The following is a 24678-nucleotide window of genomic DNA, read 5'->3' as shown; positions in this document are numbered from 1 at the left end:
AAATCATGAAACGTGCCGTCGTTGTATTCAGTGGAGGTCAGGACTCCACCACCTGCCTGGCGCAGGCGCTGCATCACTATGATGAAGTGCACTGCGTGACCTTTGACTACGGCCAGCGTCACCGCGCTGAGATTGACGTCGCGCGCAGCCTGGCCCTGAAGCTCGGCGCACGCGCGCATAAGGTGCTGGACGTTGCGCTGCTGGGCGAGCTGGCGGTAAGCAGCCTGACCCGCGATAACATTCCGGTGCCGGACTACGAGCCAGACGCCGACGGCATTCCCGATACCTTTGTGCCCGGACGCAATATTCTGTTTCTCACCCTGGCCGCCATTTATGCTTACCAGATTAAAGCCGAGGCGGTAATCACCGGGGTCTGCGAGACCGATTTTTCCGGCTATCCGGACTGTCGCGACGAGTTCGTCAGGGCGCTGAACCACGCCGTCAGCCTGGGGATGGCGAAAGAAATTCGTTTTGAGACGCCGCTGATGTGGCTCGATAAAGCCGAAACCTGGGCGCTGGCCGACTATCTGGGCAGGCTGGATCTGATACGTCAGGAGACGCTGACCTGCTATAACGGCATCACAGGCGACGGCTGCGGCCACTGCGCGGCCTGCAGCCTGCGCGCTAACGGCCTGAACCGCTATCTGGCGGACAGACCGGGAATAACGGCAGCCATGAAGCAAAAAAGCGGGCTGCAATAGCCCGCCGACAGCGGCGGGCCGCCGGGTCGCGGCACCGTCCGGCGGAAAACTAGCGCATCAACTGCTCCAGCTTATCGCGCAGCTCCCCCTCCAGCGGCAGCGCCTTCTGACTTTTTAAGTCAATGCAGACAAAGGTAATCAGCGCATCCGCCACCGCCAGCCCTTCAGGCTCCAGGGTGACCGCCTGGCTCAGGATACCGCTTTTATCGTTCAGCCGTTCTAGCCGGCTGGTCACGGTGAGCAGATCGTTCAGCACCGCAGGCCGACGGTAGTTGATGTTGATATTGACCACCACGAAGGCGATATTACGCCCGGCCATCCACATAAAACTCTCACAGCTTTCCAGCCAGTCCCAGCGGGCCTCCTCCAGAAACTCCAGGTAGCGGGCGTTATTAACGTGTTGATAAACATCGAGGTGATAACCGCGGACTTTAATCTGTGTTTGCATAGCGCACTCACCTTATCGTGTTGTTATTGGATATATCCGCCCTGTTTCAGGCGGTTTTGTTATGCAGTGCAATTAGGCTGTGTCCCGTAACCGTTCGGGAGCGTCGCTGGCGGTCATTCAGGTCCAGGGCAAGGCGCGAGCCGTAAGGTCTGGTTATTCCAGATGCGCGGCGAGCAACGCGGCAACGGAGCTGAATGGCCACAGGTAAGCAGCCAGCCAGGATACCCCGGGGCGCTTAGCGAAGTAAGCGGCCGGGCGGATACCCCGGGGCGCTTAGCGAAGTAAGCGGCCGGGCGGATAGACGCCGCCAGCGCGCCTGCAGCCTGTAAAACGGCAGAGACAGAGGTCATAACTGGTATGACCTCTATAGCCTGGCAGAGGTTAGCCATTGTGCAAGGGATTACAGGGCCAGTACCGCCAGATTACGCTCCACCAGCGCGCTTCCCAGCCCCGGCACCTGTTTTAGATCGTCCACGGCCTTAAACGGCCCGTACTCCTCGCGATAGTTGACGATCGCCTGCGCTTTCTTTAGCCCAACCCCGTTCATCACCCGCGCCAGCTCTTCCGCCGAGGCCGCGTTAATACTCACCCTGCCGACGGCGTCACTGCCGGACGTCGGGACCTTAGCCTGAGCGGAACCGCCCGCAGCCGCCCTCTCCTGCGCGACCGTTTTCTGCCCCGCGACGGCGGCCTGAGCGCCGAGGGATATACCTGAACAGGCCAGGGTAAGGGCGATAAGCAGCGCGTTGATTCCATGTTTCATACCATTTTCTCCTTCTGTGTTAACGGTTGAATCACCATAGCGGTGGGAGGAAAACGGCACAAACGGCAAACTGCGGATATGGAAAAGGCCGCGAAAGCGGCCTTTTAATATGGTAATTAATCAATTACTTACGTTAAATATCATCATGTTAAAAGCAATCTAAGACTGTACAAGGCTGCATGAATCTGAATAAAAGGGGCAAAATGTGGACACTAAGTCAGTTGCAGCGGATTCAGCTTTACAGCGTCCAGAAGGTGGTCAGGTGAGAAGTGTGCGTAAATCATCGTCTGCGTAATATTTGAATGCCCGAGGATGCGCTGTAAGGTAAGGATGTTCCCTCCACCCATCATAAAATGGCTGGCAAAAGTGTGGCGCAGCACGTGCAGCGCCTGCCCTTCCGGCAACCACGGAAACAGCGTATCGAGAGTTTCCCTCACCCTGTCGTAACGCGCCCCCGGAAACAGTTGCATCGAATCCCCCACAGTGATTTCTTTCCAGAGTTCCTCCGATATCGGAATGGTTCTGCTCCGGTTATTTTTGGTGATGATGTACGTCACCTTGTGCGGAATAACTGCCGTCCGGGTCAGGCGCTTAACCTCTCCCCAGCGGCCTCCGGTAGCCAGACACAATTTGACAGCACGTAAATCATCGCCATCCAGCGCGGCAAGCAGCCGCTGCACATCCTCACGCGAAAGAAAACCCATTTCACGGACGGGCACGCGCACGGGCTTAACGCCCTTCATCGGATTTTCTGCGTGGTAATTGCCCGTATTTATCAGGACAGTGAAAACGCCGTTCAGCAGCCAGCGGGCTTTGTTGATGGTTTCCGGCTTTATGCCGGACTGCATCCGCATGGCCTGATAGTCTGCAAACAATTTGCGGCCAATATCACAGGCGCGTGGGTGCCCCATAAGCTCGTCAATGTTCTGTAACTTGAGGTGCATACTGTGACCGGAAGGTAACTGGCTACCGTGATGTTTCCACCAGAGTTCTATGAGTTCGGCAAGGGGTCTTCTGTCCGTGGGCTTTTCCACCCACCCTTTGTTATGTGCGGTTGCCAGCATGAATTTCTCATACCTTACCGCCTCGTCCTTTGTGGTGAATGTTTTCCGGTATCGCTTCCCGTTCCTGCCCTGTGGCCGCACGTCTACACGGTATTTGCCGCTATCCAGCTTTGTTACTGTCATGTCTTTCTCAGGTTATCCCGCCTCCGTTTATCCCGCACGTTTGCGCGTGGGGTCAGTCACCGGCTCAACCTGCACGGGTTCGGCATCTGGCGTATCGTGAATCACCCACATTGTGTATTTACGGAATGGCTTCTGCACAAGGATGGCCTGAACCACGTACAGCCCGACTGTGTTTTGCCCTGCTTCATAATTTTTTATTGTCCCAAGTGAAAGCCCTGTGAGTTCAGAAAGTTGCTTTTGCGTCATACCTTCGGCCAGGCGGATTTTTTTCAGTTTTTGCTCTATCGCGTTTGACAAGGTAACTCCTTAATTACTATTATCGGGTAATTGAACGATGACTATATAAATACGCATACAGTCTACTGGAATCTGTCAGGACAGAAAAAGGATAAACGCATGGCTACGATGATAAAAAAAGGCGCAGGCATAAAACTGCCGGACTGCCCGATAGTGTTTTATCTTCCACAACCTTCGCTTTCACTTACGGATTACGCCGCACAGACCGGACAAACTGAAAGAGCCGTTCGCCAGCAGGCGGACAATAATCAGCTTGTGCTTATGAAAGAAAAAGCAGGCAGGGAGCGCCGTGTAAATATGGTTTACTTACTTTTATCTGCCTATGAAGAGGCACAGGAAGCCCTGAGCCAGAAAGTTAAATAATTAATCACCACTATTAATTAAGGAAATATAAATGACCATTCCGAATTTACCGGAAGGGATGCGCTTATCCCTGCCACCGATTCACGATATGAATATGCGTATTATTCTGTCTTACACCACATCGAAATTCACTGAGGATAAAAATGATGCCGGATGCATGAAGCGTCTGGCTGAAATATTTCTGCTGGGGCAGATACGCCCGTTGTCGGATAAATTAAAGGCACTGACCAGCGTCAGTCTTCCACAGCCGGACACTACGCCGGAAGAAATTAATCTGTTACTGGAGCGCTGCGCCGTAATTTATAACCGTGAGGTTGAGGAATATGACCGCTGCGCACGAGAAGCCAGCAGAGCCGAACATGCATTGATGGCATTAAAACAGCCTGCAAAATCCGTATCTGATTCCCGCAGTCGAAATAAAACATCGGTAAGCAATGCAGAGGATAATGCAGAGAGAGCGATGGCTTATAAGTCACAGCAGGAGAAGCGTGTAAACGATATGCGCGGACTTGCCGGGCTGCTTTATCAGGAAGCCAGACGCTTTGGCGATGCGGTAGATATTAAACATTTCTTCCCCCGTGCAGATAACAATATTATGCCACGGGCTTATCTTTTACCTGAAATATTCACCCGCCGCGATGAATTTTTATTTATCGCTGCCCATGATACCTGCAATGCCATTCGCTCACTGCGTCTTGCGGCGGAGGATGTTATCAGGAAATGCACACCGCCAACGGATAAATATGAAATCAGTCACGGCGGAATTATTAAATCGCAGGCTTACCGCTATTATTATCAGGCAGATAATGACCTGTTACGGGCAATTACCAGCGCTGACGACTACGCAAAATATATTGCGGAGTTTGGCTGGTTTATGAGGAAAAGACGTGAAGCAACCAAAGTTTCATTGCAGGCATCCCTCAATACACTTATGTCAGAAGAACAACTGAATGAGTGGAAGGGAATGACTGTGCCTGTGCCAAACGATTTGCCCGGCTTCCATAAAAAATATGGCAACGACTGCCAGAATAGCGAAAAGGAAAATGACAAATGATTATTATTAATAAGCCGAAGGCAGCGGAAGAATTTCATAAACGTTTTACACAGTCCGCCAGGTATTTACCCGGTAGCCGCTCATTCAGCATGTCCGGCGAACGCGAAAACATCATTCGTCTGGCCGTGCTCGAATCCGCCTGGATGATGGGGGAAATTACCCTGCTGGACGTCGCCGCCCCGGACGGTCAGGCCATCGATATCGGTAACAGTTCCCTGCACACCGGGCGCGTTGATGGCGGGCGCTTCCGTAAGCATATGGCGGTGAACGGCACGGAGTTTACCCTTAGTGAAACGGACTCAAGCGCCAGTATTTCATTTGCTGAAATGTCCGCGCTCGCCAGTATCGGCCAGCAGGGATTGTTTGAAGAAAGCATGGGCGACTTTTTCGCGCAGGCTTACGCGCTGGATATGCTGCGTATTGGCTTTAACGGCAAGGCTATTGCCGAGACCACTGACCCGGAAGCGAACAAAAAAGGTGAGGACGTGAATATCGGCTGGCACGCGCTCGCCAGTCAGTACGGCGACGGGCAGCAGGTAATCAGCAAGCCGCTGAAAATCGGTGAATCCGGCGACTGGAAGAACATTGACGCGCTGGCAAACCACCTTATTACTGAACTTATCGCGGAGCCGTACCGCGAAGACCCGCGCCTTGTGGTGCTGGTAGGCGCTGAACTGGCCGCTAACCAGCGTCTTAAACTCTTTAACGCCGCAGACCGCCCCGCCGATGTGAACGCCGCACAGATGGCGACAAGCTCCGTGGCCGGGCGCTTTGCCTTTATCCCGCCGTTTATGCCCGGTAAGCGTCTGGCCGTCACCACCCTGAAAAACCTGCAAATCTACACGCAGGAGAACACCCGTTACTTCCGCGCCGACTTTGACGAGGACAGGAAGGAATACACGCACGCTTATCTGCGTAATGAGGGCTACGCGCTGGGGAACCCGGAGCTGTACGCCGCCGTCGATGAATCCGCCGTGAGCTTTGTCTGATGAACACGTTACTTGCTGGCCTGATTCGCCCCCCTGTTTACACCGAACTAATCCAGCCTGCTAAGTCATACGGTTTAACTCGTCCGGCCACGCCGGAGATGTTCAGGAAGCAGCCGGAGCCGGAAAGTCACGTTGTGCGTACCTTCCGGTTGTTCAGGGTGGAACTGAAATCCGTCACACGGCGCGGGAATCGCGTCAGATCCATCTATTACGTCAGAGACAGCCATATCCTTGCCGCGCGTGATGCGGCCGTCAGAACGGCAGAGAAGCGGGGGTTGCGGGAGGTTCGTGTGGTGAAGGTGCGCGATCCACTTTCGCAGGCATAAAAAAAAGCCCCCTGTCCGTGGGGGCTGTGTTTTCCGGGTAAGTTCTTTACCCGCTCACTATGAAGAATAAGGAATGTCGTCTTGTCAACGGAGGAAGCATGTCAGGATGCAGCAAACTATTCAAGCACGGGTATTCGGTTATAAATCCCTTGCGCTTTTCCTTCGGAGCGGGGTATATTTCCTGCGTTGTCCCTCAACGGGCAACCGGGCGTGGAAACCCGAGAATGTTACAGGCGACGACAGACGCGCCTTGCGTCTTTTTTTTCGTTGTATCAGTCGCCACAGAGCGCCATTTTATGGTGTGGTGTGCCGCCAGACGTACAGAATTCATTTCTGCGCTGTACGTCACGGCACATCATATCACCGTGTCAATGGTAGCTCAGGCGGGGCACCCGAAAGGGTGGCCGGTTTCCTGTAACGCCGGTATTTCCACCCCCGTCTGGGCTATCGCCATTTGTGAGCGTGGAAACTCCGGCGATAGCGTAATTACGCTGTTACAGGAGGTTGCCTTATGGCTTCTACCACTCCCCATACTTACCCGCAATATACCTGGCTTTTTCTGGCCGTTCGCCGTTGCGATCTGCGTGATAAACCTCACCGCAGACAGGTTACAGCCCCTGATTACCCCACAGCACGCCGCCTTATTGCGCGGGATTACGTTGCCGCTTATGCCGGGCGTATTCCCTGCTGCACGTCTGCTGATAATGCCGGAAACGAATATTCATCTGCCTATACTTTCGCGCCCTGATTCAGGGGCGGTTAATTCATTTCTGTATTTTATTTATGCGAAAGAAGGATTTTCTATGTCAGATGAAAAAAATAATCCGGATGAAAAAGTTATTTTATTAACCGATGAACATCGTAACAGACCACGGACAGAGCATTTACCCGCGCAGCCGAATATTGTTCTCAGCGAAGAACGGGAGCAAAAGCTGGAGCGTGCGCGGCGCACAGTCTGGTTCGTTAACGATTTTTTAAGGAAAACGCCGCCCACCGTTGAGGCGCTTTTCTGGCTAACTGAAATGCTGAGTTATATCAGCGACGACCTTGATGATGTGATGTGTGAAATAAGGAAAAACAGTCAGGACGGGGAAGAATGATGAAAATCATTGCGTCTGTAACCGCACTGCATATTACGGCGGCGCTTATTAAACAGGCCAGTACAAATTTCATCGCTGAATAATGGACAAAAAAAGCGCCGCTGAGAGGGCGGCGCTTTAAATACAGGAAAAAAGTTTTAACATGAAAAATAATACCACTGTATCTGAATTAATCAAGCAGGCTAACGGCCAGTGGGAAAATATCCTGCCACGGTTCAGTATCGCTGTTCCTGATAACGGCAAACATGGCCCGTGCCCGCACTGTGGCGGCACAGACCGATTCCGTTTTGATAATAAGAACGGGCGCGGAACGTGGTTCTGCAATAACTGCGGTCACGGTGACGGGCTTGACCTGATTAAAAAGGTGATGGGCTGGGATACCGTGGAAGCCACTTCCCGTATTCGTAAGGCGTGCTCATTTGATACCCGTTCATCGCCGGATAACACCACGCCCGCCAGAAAAGAAGCCTCAGAAAAACCGCCTGAATGGTGGGCTAACCAGTTCCGCAACACTGAACAGGGGGAAAGCGCCTATCTCAGCGCCAAAGGGCTGACAGGCTATGTATCTTCCCTGACGCGCCGGATAACCAAAGCCGGGGGAATGGAATTTCCTGCTGGTTCACTGCTGCTTCCCATTACTGACGTTGACGGCCACACAACCGGCGCTCAGATTATCAGCCCGGACAAACAAAAAAGCCTGTTGCCGGGGAGTAAAGCGGCCGGGCGTTTTGTTGCGGCCGGGAAGCCACAGGAAAGCGCACCCGAACGAATTGTTATCACCGAGGGGTACGCCACGGCATTAAGCGCTTCTCTGCTGACCGATGGCTGGTGCGTGGCGGCATTGTCCAAAACCAACATGAAGAACGTGGCCACCGCATTACGTCAGAAGTGGCCGGACGCACAAATCATTCTGGCCGGAGATAATGACTTTGCAGACGGCAAGCCCAACGAGGGGCGCGAATGCGCCATTAAAGCGGCGCTGGCCGTTAAAGGCTGGGTGACTGTCCCTCCCGGACGTTTTAAGGCTGACTGGGACGATTATCGCCGTGAATTCGGCGTTCAGCGTGCGCGTGATGCGTTTGCGGAAGAAATGATGAACCCAGCGGATACCGAAACACGCCTCCCGCATGGATTCAGGCTGACAAAGGATTATCTCTGGTTTGACCGCCCGGCCTCTGACGGTGCGGATAACGGACAGGTCAGGCAGGTTAAAATTTGCAGCCCCCTGCGCGTCAGCGCCATTACCTGCGATGCAGACGGCGGGAAGTTCGGGCGGTTACTGTCGTGGGAGGATTCCAACGGAATGCGGCATGAATGGGCGATGCCGATGACCGTTCTAGCCGGAAGCGGTCAGGAGCTGCGTGAGGTGCTGCTTGATAACGGGCTTCACTTTATCAGCGTTAACGGCTCCGCGCGTGGCTATCTGATGGAATACATCTCAACGTGTCGCCCGGTACGTAAAGTTACCTGCGTGGATAAAACAGGCTGGCACGGTGGTGCCTACGTGCTACAGGATGAAGTTATCGGCAGTGATGCCGATGGTGTCATTCTCCAGTCCTCCTCCTCGTCAAAAAATGACTTTCGTATCAGCGGCACCACGCAGGAATGGATCCAGCACATCGGAACTTACTGTGCCGGCAATTCCCGCCTGGTATTTTGCGTCAGTCTGGCACTTGCAGCCCCCCTCCTCAGCCTTATGGGTGTCGGCGGTGGGGGTTATCACCTCAAGGGCGAATCCACGGACGGTAAAACCACCACAATGAAAGTTGCTGCGTCGGTATGTGGGGGCGCTGACTTCTGGAAGACGTGGAGGGCAACGGGTAACGCGCTGGAAGGTATTGCCCTGCGCCGTAACGATGCTGCGCTGATGCTTGACGAGATTAGTGAGGTTGACGGTAAGGAGGCCAGCCGTATCGCCTATATGCTGGGTAACGGGCAGGGTAAGGCGCGTGGCCGTGTTGATGGTAGCGTGCGTGACCCGGCGACGTGGACACTGCTTTACCTTTCCACCGGGGAGGTTTCCATCATGGAGCACGCCGCCGAAGCCGGAGAAAAACGCACCGGGGCGGGCGTGGGTGTCCGTATGGTACAAATCCCCAGCGACACCGGGAAGCATGGCGCATTTGAGAACCTGCACGGATTTGAGGGCGGTAAGGAATTTGCGGAATATCTGGAGCAGTCCAGCCGTCAGTTTCATGGCGCACCGTTCCGCGACTGGCTGCGCTGGATTTCAGGAAACCTTTCTGGCGTGACTGCAAGGGCAAAGGCCATGAAAAAAGAGTATGAGCGCACCCTGCTCCCCGCGGATTCCGGTAATCAGGTTGGGCGTATCGTCGATCGCTTCGCACTGCTGGCCGTGGCCGGAGAACTGGCGACGGAGGCAGGCATTACAGGCTGGAAGCCCGGCGAGGCGTACAATGCCGCAAGAGCCTGCCTTGATGCCTGGTTAAAGGATCGCGGTCATGCGGCCAATCAGGAAGAAGTTGACGCACTGGAGAAAGTCCGGCGCTTCATCACGGCCAATCAGTACACCCGCTTTGCTGACTGGCACGACGAAAAAAACCGCCCTGCTAATATGGTTGGCTTCCGGCGCGTGGACAGGGGAAGTAACGGCACAGAGCCGGACACCACGTTTTATATTTTGCCAAGCGGATGGAAAGAGATTTGCGGCACATCAGACACGGCCAAGACAGCCCGACTCTGCCATGATGCAGGATGGCTCGATACCGAGGCAGAAAGCGGCAGACTACAGAAAACCGTGAGGCTACCGGAGACTGGAGCCAAAAAGGTCTACGTATTCAGGAGTGAGGTAATCGGGTAATGGAGGGGCGTAATGCCCCTTTTTTTATGTCTGCAATTTGGGGAAAGGATGCCCGCCAGAGAAGAAGTATTCGCGCGTATCCTATTTTTAGGTGGTAACAGTGGTAACACTGGTAACAAGATTGATTTATAAGGGAAAAATCTGTTACCACCTGCTGTTACCATGTGGTAACAGGTGGTAACACCTTTAAAATCAGTAAGATACAAACATCATTTTTCCTTTGTTACCACTGGTGGCAACAGGTGGTAACAAGAAAAACCCTTAAATATCAACGCTGTTACCAGTGTTACCACTGTTACCACCTAAAAAACACATATACATCTTAATTTTGGCAAAAGGGCTTCTTTCCTGGCTGGCAACCCCACGAACCCACAAGGTAACTACATGATTACCTTTTCTGCATTTTTCGGCTATCATGCTTAAACCTAATTCAGGCGCACAGAAGGGGTTAAGAGCAGCATGAGAGTTATGACGATTGGCTGTATAGAGTGTGATGCGAAAGCGAATATGTACAGCATGGAACATGACGGTAAAGGCAATGCCGCAGCAGCTTTCACCTGTACAAATAATTTCTGCCGTGCGACGTTCGTCTTTAGCTGGCGCTATGTGCGTGCAGGCAGGAAACAAGGCGGAAGAAAGATAGAATTCGTCAACTGTAAAGCTGCCAGTGTTACCGGGGCTGGAATTGGTTATGCTGGTCTTCCGTGCCCTGAATGTGGTGACGTTCCCCCTGTAAATAGCAAGGTCAGAACGCACAAAGAAATGTTCACTGCTTACCATGTGTGCAAATCGTGCGGGTTTCATTTCAGTAGCCGGCTTGAGTATTCCCACATGATAACTATCAGCGCCAGCAGGGTTAATGAGGGGCTTAGGCACCTTCTGGGTGTAATGACGCCGCAGCAGCTAACCGGGATAGCAAAGGCATCCGGTAACGCCGCAATGCTGCCAAAAAACTGACAATTCCTTACATTCCGGCGCGACGAATACGCCGCGCACATTTTAATCATCAGCATTATCCCCGCCTCCGGAATCGTTCACGCAGATTTCAGTTTTTCATTGCTGCCAGGCTCACGCCAACCATCTGATTTTATTTAAAATATTTTCTTTTCATCTTCTCGTTACTGACAGCATTTCGCAGGCAGCAAATCCACGTAAAGCAAATAATTCCATTAATATTCAAACAATTAAAAAACGACACACCACCGTTACAACCCCTGAAAACTGAAAAATACTGAAATTCTTTTCACAGATTTCAGTTTGTGTTTTGCCCTCACAACACCAGTGGCGGCGCGGTCTGGCGATATGGTTTGTACCACCGGAAAAACTGAAATCAATTACGAAACGAAAACGGCAGGCGGGTGCGGTGTAGCGCCGTTTTCGTCACTTCCTCCGTTTCTTTCGTCGCATCCTCGCCGCACCAGAAACGCGCTACGGCGTTTAAAGAGAAAGGCTGGCACTGGAGCGCTTTACGGCTTAAAGCCTCTTACAGCGCGTTCTGTGGGTGCTGGATGATGGTCACTCACCAGTTACCAGTGTTAACATCGAAGTGTTGCCGGATAAGGCGTAAAGGAGTGCGGGATATGGGACTGCTGGGACGTGAAGATATTGAACTGGATCTAAGGGGCGGTGACGGTGGAACGGTTATCAGGGTACGCCGTGTCGTGCTGGGCGTGTTCCGGCGAACTGTGGCGCAGATTGCCATGCATCCGGGTATTGATGGTGCCCCTGTGCGAATCAAAGCCGTGTCGCTGCGTCACGCCAGAGATATCGACCTGCTTGAAAAGCTGCTGGACAGTTGCATGGATCTGGTTGCGGCGCTGGAGCCAAAGCGGAACGAATAGCGAAAAAGAAAAACCCCAGCGCGGTGGCCGGGGCTTTTTGCGTACACCACACCTACTAACAGCGCCATACTACAGACCAGAGTACAGCAGGACAAGCCACGGGATTTAAAGGCTTCTTTCCTGGCTGGCAATTGCCCTTATGTGGACACTTAACCCTTGAGGCGTGGTCAAAACGAGGACACCAAAAACATAAAATACATAACAAACATATAGTTATGCTATATATAAAGGCCGCGAAAGCGGCCTTTGGAAGTTACAGGTTTTACCTGAAAATTTGCGAGGCGGGCAGGGATTTACAGCTGCTGCTCAATCACATCACCAGGCTTAATTTTCGCCTCTTTGCGCAGATTGCTCATCAGGGCTTCGAACATAACCTGCGCGTTATTCTGGGTGATTCCCTGAGCCATCGCCTTTTTCTGCGCTTCCGGCATGACGCCAGGTTTCACTTCGTCCAGCACCAGCAGAACCACATTGCCCTGCGTATCGTTGGCCACGCCGTAGCCGGGCTTACCTTTTGTCGGCAGACTAAGGGCGAACGCGGCCTGACCAATCGGGTCCCGATCGGCGCGGCTCAGGGTCTTCGCTTCGCCAAAACGCAGGCCGGCGGCCTGCAGCGCAGCCTCCCCCTTCCCGGCTTTCAGTTCAACCAGCAGTTTTTCCGCGTCCAGACGCGCCTGCTGCTCCGCCTTAGCGTGCTTAACCTGAGCGATAACCTCGTCTTTTACATCAGCCAGCGGCTTAACCGTCTCCGGCCTATGTTCGCTGATGCGCAGCACAAACGCGCGATCGCCGTCGACGGTAATGACATCAGAGTTTCTACCCGGCGCGCCGTTCTCGCCGACCAGGCCGCCGTAAAAGATCGCGTCGGCAACCGGTTTGAACCGCAGCGCCTCCGGCAGACTGTCCTGGCTGAACCAGCCGGTTTCTTCCGCCTTCACGCCCGCCGCCTGTTCAGCGCCCGCCAGGGTCTCGGTATCGTTGTTAGCCGCATCGCTGACCTTCTGCTGCAGCGCGAACCAGGCATCCAGCGCTTTCTCATGCCTGAGCTTCGCGGCGATATCTTCCCGCACCTCGTCCAGCGCCTTCACCCGTTCTGGCTGCACGTCGTCCAGACGAACAATCAGGAAGCCGACGGAGCTTTTAATGACGTCCGACAGCTGGCCTTTCTCCTGCAGACCGGCATTCTTCAGCTCATCCGGCGTGGTAGAGGCCTCCAGCCAGCCCATATCGCCACCGTTGCGGGAGGTGATGATGTCGATGGATTTCTCTTTTGCCAGCGTGGCGAAATCGCCGCCTTTTTTCAGCGCCTCCAGCAGCGCTTTCGCATCGTCTTCAGTTTTGGTCTGGATGACGCTGTAGCGCTTACGCTGCGGCTGTCTGAACTGCTCCTGCTTATTCGCTTCGTAGTAAGACTGGATGTCGGCATCGCTGACCGGCTTCTCCATCTCTGCGGCGTCCAGCTTGATATAGCTGACGCGGAACTGCTCGGGCGCTTTGAAGCTGTCTTTGTGCTGCTCGTAGTAGCCGGCAATTTCCGCATCGCTGACCGCCTGCTTCGCGGCAAGTGCGTTAACGTCGACGATCGCCTCACGCACCACGCGCTGCTGGGAGATCAGCGCCGCCAGTTCATCAACTTCGCCTTTCAGCATAAAGTCGGTGCCGAGGATACCGTTGATCAACTGCTGGGTGGTGAGCTGATTACGCAGCGCTTCTGCATATCCATCGGCGCTGATTCTCATCTGACTCAGCACCGTGTTATAGCGGTTGTTATCAAACTTGCCGTTCACCTGAAAAGCGGGCGTCGCAAAGATAGCCTGCTTAACCTGCTCATCGCTGATGCCCAACTTCAGCTCGCGCGCATACTGATCCAGCAGCGCTTCGTCAATAAGACGGTTAAGCACCTGCTGACGCAGGTTCTTTATATACTCTTCATTCGCCGCCAGCTTTGAGAACGCATCGCCCATTTGCTGCTGCATACGGTCACGTTCACTATTGAACGCATTCTCAAACTGACCGCGGCCAATTTCCTGACCATTCACTTTTGCGGCGTAGTTGCTGCTTCCGCCAATCAGGTAACCACTCACGCCGGTCAAAATGAACGACACGATAATGATACCGAAAATAATCTTGAGCACGAGACTGTTTGCAGCCGTGCGTAAGCTGTCCATCATGGTGTAACCACACTCCGCTGTAGGTGACTGTACACGTATCGCTCGGATCGGCGGCGCGTTGCTCTTCCGGCGCTGCGGACAGCGCCGGGCTTACGCTGGCGCGCGCCCTGAACGATTTTGCGTATTGATATCCGGCGACGTTCAGGCGGCATCTGCGTTGGCGACGTTTTACCCGACTTATCCATCGGATTCGCCCCTGCGGGCCGCCGTACAAACCTGCTCCCGACAGATTTGTTCCGAATCGCCTGGCTTCTGTAAGCTCATCGGAACGCTTTTCGCCACCCCGACGCCGTTGAAAATGCCCCGGGATATCAGCTCCGCGCAGCATAGCGTTTCCGGACGCCGCGCGAAAAGCCTATTGTGACAAGAAACCGGGGCAATTGTCAGCCCGCAATGAGTATAAAGTCCCGGTAATCATCAATAAAAAAAGGCACATCACACGATGCGCCCTTGTACTTTGTCACATCCCCTTGGGGATCACGCTCAGTTTACCGCGTCTTTCAGCGCTTTACCCGCACGGAAACCCGGCACTTTAGCAGCAGCGATGGTGATCTCTTTACCTGTTTGCGGGTTGCGACCAGTACGGGCAGCACGCTCTTTCACGGCAAAAGTACCAAAACCTACCAGCGCAACGTCATCTCCTTCCTTCAGAGATTCGGTTACCGCAGCAATGATCGCGTCTAATGCCCGTCCAGCCGCAGCCTTAGAGATATCAGCCCCTGCAGCAATCTTATCGATCAGTTGAGATTTATTCACTCTTCTCTTCCTCTTTATCATTTATATCGCACCAGAATCCTTCAAAGCGCGACCGCGCAGCAGTTATATCAGGCTTGCCATGCCCTTACAACATTCATGAACAGGGCAACCCGTTCCGACATCTAAATTAGCTATACAAAAAAAGGCTGGCAAGTCCGAAATGGCGTGCCAGCCCTGTTTTTATTAGTGCTCTTTGCGCAAGGTCACTATTTTGCCGTCACCACCTGCATGCCAGACGGCTCGTTTTGCAGCGCCAGGGTCAGAACCTCTTCAATCCGCTTCACGGGATGAATGTCGAGATCGGCGATAATGTTATCCGGGATCTCTTCCAGATCGCGCTTGTTCTCAAACGGAATGAGCACCGTTTTGATGCCCCCACGATGTGCCGCCAGCAGCTTCTCTTTCAGGCCGCCGATCGGCAGAACCTGGCCGCGCAGGGTGATCTCGCCGGTCATCGCCACGTCGGCGCGAACCGGGTTACCGGTCAGACAGGAGACCAGCGCGGTGCTCATTGCGATACCGGCGCTCGGGCCATCCTTCGGCGTAGCCCCTTCCGGCACGTGGACGTGAATGTCCCGTTTTTCGTAAAAGTCCGGATTGATGCCTAATTTTTCCGCGCGCGCGCGCACCACGGTCAGCGCCGCCTGGATGGACTCCTGCATCACTTCGCCCAGCGAGCCGGTATAGGTCAGCTTGCCTTTGCCCGGTACGCAGGCGGTTTCGATGGTCAGCAGATCGCCGCCCACCTCCGTCCACGCCAGGCCGGTCACCTGCCCCACGCGATTCTCGTTATCCGCCCGGCCATAGTCGAAGCGCTGCACGCCCAGATAGTCGTGCAGGTTATCGCCGTTAATCTCGATATGCTTCAGCGATTTATCCAGCAGCAGCTGTTTCACGGCTTTACGGCACAGCTTGGAGATTTCTCGCTCCAGGCTACGCACGCCCGCTTCGCGGGTGTAGTAACGAATGATACTAATAATGGCGCTGTCATCTACCGTCAGTTCGCCTTTCTTCAGCGCATTGCGCTCGATCTGCTTCGGCAGCAGATGGCGTATGGCGATGTTGAGCTTCTCGTCTTCGGTATAGCCGGAAAGACGAATCACCTCCATACGATCCAACAGCGGTGCCGGAATATTCATAGAGTTGGAGGTCGCCACAAACATCACGTCGCTGAGATCGTAATCCACCTCGAGGTAGTGGTCGCTGAACGCCACGTTCTGCTCAGGATCCAGCACCTCAAGCAGCGCGGAGGCCGGATCGCCACGCATGTCAGAAGACATTTTGTCGATCTCATCAAGCAGGAACAGCGGGTTTTTCACCCCTACCTTCGCCATCTTCTGAATCAGCTTGCCCGGCATGGAGCCAATATAGGTACGACGATGGCCGCGGATTTCCGCTTCGTCACGCACGCCGCCGAGCGCCATGCGGATGTATTTACGCCCGGTCGCCCTGGCGATGGACTGACCCAGAGAGGTTTTACCTACCCCCGGAGGCCCAACCAGGCACAGAATCGGTCCCTTAATTTTATTAACCCGGCTCTGTACCGCCAGGTATTCAAGGATACGATCCTTCACTCGCTCAAGGCCGTAGTGGTCGGTGTCGAGGATCTCCTGGGCCTGACGCAGATCTTTTTTAACCTTGCTGCGGGCGTTCCACGGCACCTGCACCATCCAGTCAATGTAGCCGCGCACTACGGTGGCTTCCGCCGACATCGGAGACATCATTTTCAGCTTCTGCAGCTCGGCTTCCGCCTTCTCTTTCGCCTCTTTCGGCATCTTTGCGGCGTCGATTTTGCGCTTCAGCGCTTCGTTTTCATCCGGCGCGTCGTCCATCTCGCCAAGCTCTTTCTGAATGGCTTTCATCTGCTCATTCAGATAGTACTCGCGCTGGGATTTTTCCATCTGCTTTTTCACGCGGTTGCGGATGCGCTTCTCTACCTGCAGCAGATCGATTTCCGACTCCATCATCGCCATCAGATATTCCAGACGTTCATTGACGTCGGACATCTCCAGCACCGACTGCTTATCAGCCAGCTTCAGCGGCATATGCGCCGCAATGGTGTCAGCCAACCGGGCCGGATCGTCAATGCTGTTAAGCGACGTCAGCACTTCCGGCGGGATTTTTTTGTTCAGCTTGATGTAGCCTTCAAACTGGCTGATGGCGGTGCGAACCAGCACCTCCTGTTCGCGCTCGTCGATAGCGGGCGACGCCAGGTATTCTGCCTTCGCCGAGAAGTGTTCACCGTTATCGGAAAGTGCGGTAATACGCGCGCGCTGCAGCCCTTCAACCAGCACTTTTACCGTGCCGTCAGGCAGTTTCAGCATCTGCAGAATAGAGGCCACGGTCCCAACGGTGAAAAGATCGTTTACACCCGGCTCATCCGTTGACGCTTCCTTCTGGGCGACCAGCATAATTTTCTTATCATGGTCCATGGCCGCTTCCAGGCAACGGATAGATTTTTCCCGCCCTACAAATAGGGGTATGACCATGTGCGGATAAACCACCACATCGCGCAACGGCAATACGGGGATTTCAATGCGTTCAGAACGCTCAGGATTCATAGAGCTCTCTCTTAGTTTAGTGTCCGCCAGGTAATCAGGTGACACGACTGTGCTTCATCTCACCTTGTAACATGTAAATCAGTATATGGGGATATTTCTCCCACATTCAACGCTATGATTACGGAAAAATAAAGGGGGGATAAAGTCCCCCCTTTTTTGTTCACTGACTGTATGCTGCGGTGCAGGCGGCGATCCCGAAGACAGAGTGCGCTATGTCTCCGGAAATAGACAAATTCACCGCCTGAATTATTTCGCTGCGTTATTCACCGGACGCCTGCTGCGCCTCCGGCTTGCCGTACAGCAGCAGCGGCTTGCTCTGACCGCCAATGACGGACTCGTCGATTACCACTTTTTCGACATCCTCCATGGAGGGCAGGTCGTACATGGTGTCGAGAAGGGCCGCCTCAACGATGGAGCGCAGGCCGCGGGCACCGGTTTTGCGGGCCATCGCTTTTTTAGCGATAGCGTCCAGCGCCTCATCGCGGAACTCCAGCTCCACCCCTTCGAGGTTGAACAGCGCCTGATACTGCTTGGTCAGGGCGTTCTTCGGCTCTTTCAGGATCTGAATCAGCGCCGCTTCACTCAGCTCGCTCAAGGTCGCCACCACCGGCAGTCGGCCGATAAATTCAGGGATCAGACCAAATTTGATCAGATCTTCCGGCTCCACCTGCGACAACAGTTCACCTTCGCTGGCCTTGTCGGACTTCGCCTTCACCGTCGCACCAAAACCGATACCGGAGCCGGTTTCCACGCGGTTGGCAATTACTTTATCCAGCCCGGCAAACGCGCCGCCGCAGATAAAAAGGATCTTCGAGGTGTCGACCTGCAGAAACTCCTGCTGCGGATGCTTCCGCCCGCCCTGCGGTGGAACCGCAGCGACCGTACCTTCGATCAGCTTCAGCAGCGCCTGCTGAACGCCTTCACCAGAAACGTCCCGGGTGATGGAGGGGTTATCCGACTTGCGGGAGATCTTGTCGATCTCATCAATGTAGACGATGCCGCGCTGCGCTTTCTGCACGTCGTAATCGCACTTCTGCAGCAGCTTCTGGATGATATTTTCCACATCTTCGCCCACGTAGCCGGCTTCGGTCAGCGTCGTAGCATCAGCCATGGTGAAGGGTACGTCCAGCAGGCGCGCCAGGGTCTCCGCCAGCAGGGTTTTACCGGAGCCGGTGGGACCAATCAGCAGAATATTACTCTTACCCAACTCGACGCCGTTGCTGGTGTCGCCGTTGCGCAAGCGCTTGTAGTGGTTGTATACCGCGACCGCAAGCACTTTTTTCGCCTGCTCCTGGCCGATAACGTAATCGTCCAGATGGTTGCGGATTTCATGTGGCGTCGGCAGCGCACTGCGTTCGCGGTGCGGTGCAACCTCTTTAATCTCTTCGCGAATAATGTCGTTACATAAATCGACGCATTCGTCGCAGATATACACGGATGGACCGGCAATCAGCTTGCGCACTTCATGCTGGCTTTTGCCGCAAAAAGAGCAGTACAACAATTTGCCCGAGCCATCTTTGCGTTTATCTGTCATGAGTCAAAACCTCTTCTTTGTTCTTTGTGCCGCACACGACGACGCAAATGCCATTCTCAGGCGCAAGTCGCGACAGCGCGTTGTGCCGCCCTACATTAGTATTACACAAAATCATTCGAGCTACATCGAGGCGGCGGCCGGCGTCGGATTCGCTATCACGAACCGCCCCAGCCACAGACTGCCTTCGGCGAGAAGTATCAAACTTCTCATACTCTCCCCGACCGTTCGCCTCGGCAAGCGGTCGGGACACCCACGGGTAGCATGAAGAAAGAAGCGTATCGCGGCACGCTTGCGTCCGGGGGCATCAGTTACGTTGGGTCAAAATCGAGTCGACCAGGCCGTACTCCACCGCTTCAGGAGCGGAAAGGAAGCGATCGCGCTCGGTGTCACGCTCAATCTGTTCCAGAGATTGACCCGTATGCTGCGCCATAAGTTCATTCATACGCCCTTTTACCTTCAGAATTTCACGGGCGTGAATCTCAATATCCGTCGCCTGGCCCTGGTAGCCGCCCAGCGGCTGGTGGATCATAACGCGGGAGTTAGGCAGGCAGAAACGCTTGCCTTTCGCCCCGGCCGTCAGCAGGAATGCGCCCATCGAGGCCGCCTGGCCCATACAGATGGTGCTGACGTCCGGCTTAATAAACTGCATGGTATCGTAAATCGACATCCCGGCGGTGATCACTCCGCCCGGCGAGTTGATGTACAGATAGATATCTTTTTCCGGATTTTCCGCTTCCAGGAACAGCATCTGGGCCACAATCAGGTTCGCCATATGGTCTTCGACCTGACCTGTCAGAAAAATTACTCGTTCCTTGAGTAGACGAGAGTAGATATCAAAGGAGCGCTCGCCGCGTGAGGTCTGTTCAATGACCATCGGCACCAGCGCCATATGGGGTGCAAAGTTATCTCGTTCGCCGCTGTATGACATTTCCGTCTCCTGGATAAAAAATGAAAAAACTGCTGTACCGATTGTAACCTTATGGACGGATTATCAGCCAGCGCCTTTATGTGCTGTCTCAGCCTTTCAGGCAAACGATGCGTGCTGTCCGCCTGTGGCGATGATGATCGCGCGTACCGCCAGTGTTCAGTAAGTGGGTACGGCATCGCCGTAAATCAAGCATAACAATCTTTTGCGCTTACGCTAACCCTGAAAAGCGCATTTCACACGCCGACATGCAAAATTCGTGACAAAAAAAGCCCGCCACCGGAGGGTGACGGGCTTTTAGACGAAATTAACGCTTTAGCGGTATTACGCCTGCTGGTTCATCAGCTCGGTGAAAGAGGTCTCTTTCTCAGTCACTTTCGCCTTCGCCAGAACGGTTTCCACCGCCTGCTCTTCCAGCGCCACGTTGCGCATGTTGTCCATCAGCTCTTTGTTCTTGCTGTAGAACTCGATAACTTCCTGCGGATCTTCATAGGCGGAAGCCATCTCTTCGATCAGCTCTTTCACGCGATTTTCGTCAGCTTTCAGCTCGTTAGTGCGAATAACTTCGCCCAGCAGCAGGCCAACAACCACGCGGCGCTTCGCCTGCTCTTCAAACAGCTCGCGAGGCAGTTCCAGAGCCTGCTTCTCGTTGCCGCCAAAGCGCTGTGCGGCCTGACGGCGCAGCACGTCCACTTCACCGTCGATCAGCGCAGACGGTACGTCGATGTCGTTCGCTTTAACCAGGCCGTCGATAGCCTGAGACTTGATGCGATTACGCACCGCGCCTTTCAGCTCGCGCTCCATGTTTTTACGCACTTCAGCGCGCAGACCCGCAACGGAACCGTCTTCCACGCCGAAACGCTTAATGAACTCTTCGGACAGCTCCGGCAGCTCGCGCTCTTCAACTTTCTTCAGGGTGATAGCGAATTTCGCCGCTTTCCCTTTCAGGTTTTCCGCGTGGTACTCTTCCGGGAAAGTCACGTCGATGGTGAACTCTTCGCCCGCTTTGTGGCCTTTAATACCGTCTTCGAAGCCCGGGATCATACGACCCTGGCCCATTGCCAGTACGAAATCGGTAGCTTTACCGCCTTCGAACTCTTCACCGTCAACGGAGCCGGAGAAGTCAATAGTCACACGGTCTTCACCGTCGGCCGCGCCCTCTTTGTCTTTCCAGGTCGCCTGCTGCTTGCGCAGGGTGTCGAGCATCACGTCAACGTCTGCATCGGTGACTTCAACAACCGGCTTTTCAACTTCGATGGTTTCCAGGCCAGAGAGCTCAACTTCCGGGTAAACTTCAAACTCGACGGCGTAAGTAAAATCTTCGCCCAGCTTGTATTCGCCCGGCACGTAGTTCGGTGCGCCGGCCGGATTAATTTTTTCTTTGATGATGGCATCAATGAAGTTGCGGCTCATCAGATCGCCCAGAACGTCCTGACGAACGGAAGCGCCATAGCGCTGAGCGACAATATTCATTGGAACTTTGCCTTTGCGGAAGCCGTCAATACGCACTTTCTTCGCTACGTTGACCAGCTCGCTTTTCACAGCGGTCTCGATGCTGTCAGCAGCGATAGTAATCGTTACACGGCGGCCAAGGCCTTGAGTGGTTTCAACTGAAACTTGCATCTTGTTACCTCAAAAAATCACAGTGCTCGGTCAACTCTTCTCCGCAAGCACAGGTTGTTGGCTTCGCGGAACCGGGATGTTCTCATAATCAATCACATTCCCTGTCGCCAGAATCATCCCGAAGACATTCAAATAAGACGCGGCATTATAGCGGCATCACTTTTATGAGTCGAGAACGGTTATCGCGCGTTGCTGCGGCTTTTTTCACAATTCCCGGCAATTTTTTGTCTGAATAGTGACCCGCACGCATAAAATTCAGGCAAAACAAAACGGCCCGCAGGCCGTTTTCACATAATCCTTAGCAACATACTGGAAAAGCGCCAGCGGTTGCAAATCCGTTTTCTCAGGCGATGCTGCCCGCCCCGCGGCAGGGGGGCGATGCAAAGATGGTATCGTGCAGCCCCTCCCACTCCTTAATGGTATAGGTGTGCAGCGCCAGCGCATGGACGGTAGCGGAAAGCTCTGCGCTTAGCGTGCCGTAAATCATACGGTGACGATTAAGGAAGCGTTCTCCCGCAAAGCGATCGCTGACCAGCACGACTTTGAAATGGCTCTCAGCCCCTGCCGGAACATTGTGACGATAGCTTTCATCCACAACTTCAAGAAACACGGGTTGGAACGCCGCCCTTAATTTTTCTTCTATTTGTTCACGTATCATCATGTAAATCTCCTCCGACAACGCTGAGAGGTCACTCATCCCTTTAAATACTAGCCGCTTTTGCTGCTTCCGCTGCGCCAGGCCGGTAAATATTTTGCTTTCGCCGCTTTTTCTCAGTCAAAGGAATGAAGTTCACACCTTTATCTTCCACCGGTAGTCCGGAACGCCAGCGACGCCCAAAAGCGTAAACGAAATAAATTTAGCCGGTTTGCCCACTTCCCCTCATCGTTAGCGGTGTTATGATGGCGGCAATTTTTCCCTGTGCACGCTTTAGATTTACTGAGAGCCAGAACATGTTTAAAAAAATCCTCTTTCCGTTAATCACGCTGTTTATGCTGGCCGGCTGCGCCACCCCACCGACAACCATTAACGTTGCGCCAACCATTACGCTGCCGCAGCAGGACCCCAGCCTGATGGGCATCACTATCAGCATCAACGGCGCGGATCGTCGTCCGGACCAGGCGCTGGCGAAAGTGACCCGCGATAATCAGCTGGTATCCCTGACCGCCTCCCGCGACCTGCGCTTCCTGCTGCAGGAGGTGCTGGAGAAGCAGATGACGGCCCGCGGCTATATGATTGGCCCCGGCGGCGCGAGCAATCTGCAGATTATCGTTAACCAGCTGTACGCTGACGTCTCTCAGGGCAACGTTCGCTACAACATCGCCACCAGGGCGGATATCGCTATTATCGCCAGCGCCGCCAACGGCAACAAAATGACTAAAAACTACCGGGCGAACTACTCTGTGGAGGGGGCGTTTACCGCCACCAACAAAAATATCGCCAACGCGGTGAATACCGTCCTGACCGACACGATCGCCGATATGTCTCAGGACACCAGTATTCATGACTTTATTAAACAGAACGCGCGTTAATTTTCGCGGCCGGTCCCGGCAAAACGCCGGGCCAGTCTGATATCCCAATGAACAGCCATTACTTAACGCTTTTCCGGCAGCCGAAAGCGGCCATCCTGCTGATACTCGGCTTCGCCTCCGGCCTGCCGCTGGCGCTCACCTCCGGTACGCTGCAGGCGTGGATGACCGTCGAGAATATCGATCTGAAAACCATCGGATTTTTCTCACTGGTCGGCCAGGCCTACGTGTTTAAATTTCTCTGGTCGCCGCTGATGGACCGCTACACGCCGCCGTTCTCAGGGCGTCGTCGCGGCTGGCTGCTGGCGACCCAACTGCTTCTGCTGATTTCCATTGCGGCCATGGGCTTTCTGGAGCCAGGCACCCAGCTGCGCTGGATGGCGGCGCTGGCGGTGGTTATCGCCTTCTGCTCCGCCTCGCAGGATATTGTCTTTGACGCCTGGAAGACCGACGTGCTGCCCGCCGAGGAGCGCGGGACGGGAGCGGCGATCAGCGTGCTGGGCTATCGCCTGGGAATGCTGGTCTCCGGCGGCCTGGCGCTGTGGCTGGCCGACCGCTGGCTGGGCTGGCAGGGGATGTACTGGCTGATGGCGGCGCTGCTTATCCCCTGCATTATCGCCACCCTGCTGGCCCCCGAGCCGACGGACGCCATTCCGATTCCCAAAACGCTGGAGCAGGCCATCGCCGCGCCGCTGCGCGACTTTTTTGGTCGTAACAACGCCTGGCTGATCCTGCTGCTGATCGTGCTGTATAAGCTTGGTGACGCCTTTGCCGTCAGCCTGACCACCACCTTTCTGATTCGCGGTGTCGGTTTTGACGCCGGCGAGGTGGGCGCGATCAACAAAACGCTGGGGCTACTGGCTACCATCGTCGGGGCGCTGTACGGCGGCCTGCTGATGCAGCGCCTTTCGCTGTTCCGCGCGCTGCTGATTTTCGGCATTTTGCAGGGGGTATCTAACGCCGGTTACTGGCTGCTTTCAATTACCGACAAGCATATATTCAGCATGGCGGCAGCGGTCTTTTTCGAGAACCTGTGCGGCGGCATGGGCACCTCGGCGTTTGTCGCGCTGCTGATGACGCTGTGCAATAAATCGTTCTCCGCCACTCAGTTTGCCCTGCTCTCTGCGCTTTCGGCAGTAGGCCGCGTCTACGTCGGCCCCGTCGCCGGCTGGTTTGTGGAAACGCACGGCTGGTCCAGCTTCTACCTTTTCTCTATCGCGGCGGCGGTGCCGGGCCTGCTGCTGTTGCTGGTTTGTCGGCAAACCCTGGAGTACACCCGGGAAAGCGGGAACTTCCTGCCGCGTACGCACTACCGCGGCGCCTACGGCCTGGCCCTGCGGCTCCTGCTGGCCGGCTGCGGACTGTTTGCGCTCTGGCTGCTGCTGCTGTCGCTGAACGCGCTGGACTACACCCGCCTCACCTTCCTGCCGGAGCTACTGGAAGCGGGAGTCCTGGTTGCCCTTTGTGGCGTGGTTTTAGGTGGGCTGCTGGACTTCCTGGCGCTGCGCAGGGCGCGTTTGTAGCGAGGAGAACGGGTTATTAAGCCGGTGTAATAACCCTGAGGAATTATACCCGTCATACTTCAGGTTGCATGTGCGTTGGCTTTATTCAGCCCAGGGGCCTCACCCCTTCGGGGCCAGCCCGGGGGCTGTTCAAAACGCGCTGCGTTTTGTCCTGCAATTCGAATTAAT

General features: G+C 54.5%; 22 protein-coding genes. 10 read left to right on the top strand and 12 right to left on the bottom strand.

The window, feature by feature from the left end:
• The first annotated feature begins 5 nt into the window (after positions 1-5).
• Positions 6-701 carry a 7-cyano-7-deazaguanine synthase QueC gene (queC, locus tag GJV78_RS00315; RefSeq protein WP_155106441.1) on the top strand — a complete coding sequence of 232 codons (696 nt, stop codon included), beginning with the start codon at positions 6-8 and terminating at the stop codon, positions 699-701.
• Positions 702-750: 49 nt separating this feature from the next.
• Here the strand turns inward: queC and GJV78_RS00310 are convergent, their stop codons facing one another.
• The 4 genes from GJV78_RS00310 to GJV78_RS00295 all read right to left on the bottom strand — a co-directional run bounded on the left by GJV78_RS00310 (position 751) and on the right by GJV78_RS00295 (position 3396).
• Entirely contained in the window at positions 751-1149 is a 399-nt protein-coding gene (locus GJV78_RS00310) for a YbgC/FadM family acyl-CoA thioesterase (RefSeq protein WP_155106440.1), read from the bottom strand.
• 400 nt (positions 1150-1549) lie between these two features.
• Positions 1550-1912, bottom strand: a complete 363-nt coding sequence (locus GJV78_RS00305; protein ID WP_155106439.1) for a helix-hairpin-helix domain-containing protein — start codon at positions 1910-1912, stop codon at positions 1550-1552.
• A 212-nt stretch (positions 1913-2124) separates the two neighbouring features.
• Positions 2125-3099, bottom strand: coding sequence for a phage integrase (locus GJV78_RS00300; RefSeq protein ID WP_155106438.1), 975 nt, complete (start codon positions 3097-3099; stop codon positions 2125-2127).
• Between the two features lie 27 nt (positions 3100-3126).
• Positions 3127-3396, bottom strand: coding sequence for a helix-turn-helix transcriptional regulator (locus GJV78_RS00295; RefSeq protein WP_155106437.1), 270 nt, complete (start codon positions 3394-3396; stop codon positions 3127-3129).
• A gap of 99 nt (positions 3397-3495) precedes the next feature.
• Here GJV78_RS00295 and GJV78_RS00290 point away from each other — a divergent pair, with 99 nt between their 5' ends.
• The 6 genes from GJV78_RS00290 (at position 3496) to GJV78_RS00260 (ending at position 10049) form a co-directional block, all read left to right on the top strand.
• Positions 3496-3759, top strand: a complete 264-nt coding sequence (locus tag GJV78_RS00290; protein ID WP_155106436.1) for a hypothetical protein — start codon at positions 3496-3498, stop codon at positions 3757-3759.
• A 31-nt stretch (positions 3760-3790) separates the two neighbouring features.
• Entirely contained in the window at positions 3791-4813 is a 1023-nt protein-coding gene (locus GJV78_RS00285; protein WP_155106435.1) for a hypothetical protein, read from the top strand.
• Entirely contained in the window at positions 4810-5802 is a 993-nt protein-coding gene (locus tag GJV78_RS00280) for a P2 family phage major capsid protein (RefSeq protein WP_155106434.1), read from the top strand. The genes GJV78_RS00285 and GJV78_RS00280 overlap by 4 nt, the downstream gene beginning before the upstream one ends.
• Positions 5802-6128, top strand: a complete 327-nt coding sequence (locus GJV78_RS00275; protein ID WP_155106433.1) for a hypothetical protein — start codon at positions 5802-5804, stop codon at positions 6126-6128. Before GJV78_RS00280 ends, GJV78_RS00275 begins: the two co-directional genes overlap by 1 nt.
• Before the next feature lie 224 nt (positions 6129-6352).
• A complete protein-coding gene (locus GJV78_RS24255; protein ID WP_456237466.1) occupies positions 6353-7228 on the top strand; it encodes an ash family protein in 876 nt (291 codons plus the stop codon).
• A gap of 142 nt (positions 7229-7370) precedes the next feature.
• Entirely contained in the window at positions 7371-10049 is a 2679-nt protein-coding gene (locus tag GJV78_RS00260) for a DUF927 domain-containing protein (RefSeq protein WP_155106432.1), read from the top strand.
• Positions 10050-10310: 261 nt separating this feature from the next.
• Here the strand turns inward: GJV78_RS00260 and GJV78_RS00255 are convergent, their stop codons facing one another.
• A complete protein-coding gene (locus tag GJV78_RS00255; RefSeq protein ID WP_155106431.1) occupies positions 10311-10853 on the bottom strand; it encodes a hypothetical protein in 543 nt (180 codons plus the stop codon).
• Between the two features lie 776 nt (positions 10854-11629).
• Here GJV78_RS00255 and GJV78_RS00250 point away from each other — a divergent pair.
• Positions 11630-11890, top strand: a complete 261-nt coding sequence (locus GJV78_RS00250) for a hypothetical protein (RefSeq protein WP_155106430.1) — start codon at positions 11630-11632, stop codon at positions 11888-11890.
• A gap of 293 nt (positions 11891-12183) precedes the next feature.
• Here GJV78_RS00250 and ppiD read toward each other — a convergent pair whose 3' ends face one another.
• The 7 genes from ppiD to bolA form a co-directional block, all read right to left on the bottom strand.
• Positions 12184-14061 (bottom strand): peptidylprolyl isomerase, encoded by a 1878-nt coding sequence (ppiD, locus tag GJV78_RS00245; protein ID WP_155106429.1) that lies wholly within the window; start codon positions 14059-14061, stop codon positions 12184-12186.
• Between the two features lie 483 nt (positions 14062-14544).
• Positions 14545-14838: a nucleoid-associated protein HU-beta gene (gene hupB / locus GJV78_RS00240; RefSeq protein WP_155106428.1), complete on the bottom strand. Its 294-nt coding sequence runs from the start codon at positions 14836-14838 to the stop codon at positions 14545-14547.
• A gap of 185 nt (positions 14839-15023) precedes the next feature.
• Complete coding sequence (lon, locus tag GJV78_RS00235) at positions 15024-17378, bottom strand: endopeptidase La (RefSeq protein WP_155106427.1); 2355 nt, start codon at positions 17376-17378, stop codon at positions 15024-15026.
• Positions 17379-17637: 259 nt separating this feature from the next.
• Positions 17638-18912 carry an ATP-dependent protease ATP-binding subunit ClpX gene (gene clpX / locus GJV78_RS00230; protein WP_155106426.1) on the bottom strand — a complete coding sequence of 425 codons (1275 nt, stop codon included), beginning with the start codon at positions 18910-18912 and terminating at the stop codon, positions 17638-17640.
• A 304-nt stretch (positions 18913-19216) separates the two neighbouring features.
• On the bottom strand, positions 19217-19840 hold the full coding sequence (gene clpP / locus GJV78_RS00225) for an ATP-dependent Clp endopeptidase proteolytic subunit ClpP (protein ID WP_155106425.1): 624 nt from the start codon (positions 19838-19840) through the stop codon (positions 19217-19219).
• Positions 19841-20161: 321 nt separating this feature from the next.
• Entirely contained in the window at positions 20162-21460 is a 1299-nt protein-coding gene (tig, locus tag GJV78_RS00220) for a trigger factor (RefSeq protein ID WP_155106424.1), read from the bottom strand.
• A 343-nt stretch (positions 21461-21803) separates the two neighbouring features.
• Entirely contained in the window at positions 21804-22121 is a 318-nt protein-coding gene (bolA, locus tag GJV78_RS00215) for a transcriptional regulator BolA (protein ID WP_155106423.1), read from the bottom strand.
• A 290-nt stretch (positions 22122-22411) separates the two neighbouring features.
• On the opposite strand from bolA, the gene GJV78_RS00210 reads away from it, so the two are divergent.
• Both GJV78_RS00210 and ampG read left to right on the top strand, forming a co-directional pair.
• Positions 22412-22990 (top strand): lipoprotein, encoded by a 579-nt coding sequence (locus GJV78_RS00210; protein ID WP_155106422.1) that lies wholly within the window; start codon positions 22412-22414, stop codon positions 22988-22990.
• Positions 22991-23037: 47 nt separating this feature from the next.
• Positions 23038-24510, top strand: a complete 1473-nt coding sequence (gene ampG / locus GJV78_RS00205) for a muropeptide MFS transporter AmpG (protein ID WP_155106421.1) — start codon at positions 23038-23040, stop codon at positions 24508-24510.
• Positions 24511-24678: the final 168 nt, after the last annotated feature.

The sequence above is a fragment of the Intestinirhabdus alba genome, from assembly GCF_009711095.1.
GTDB lineage: Bacteria > Pseudomonadota > Gammaproteobacteria > Enterobacterales > Enterobacteriaceae > Intestinirhabdus > Intestinirhabdus alba.
The sequence above is the reverse complement of the archived record's forward strand: the minus strand, read 5'-3'. Positions and strand labels throughout refer to the sequence as shown.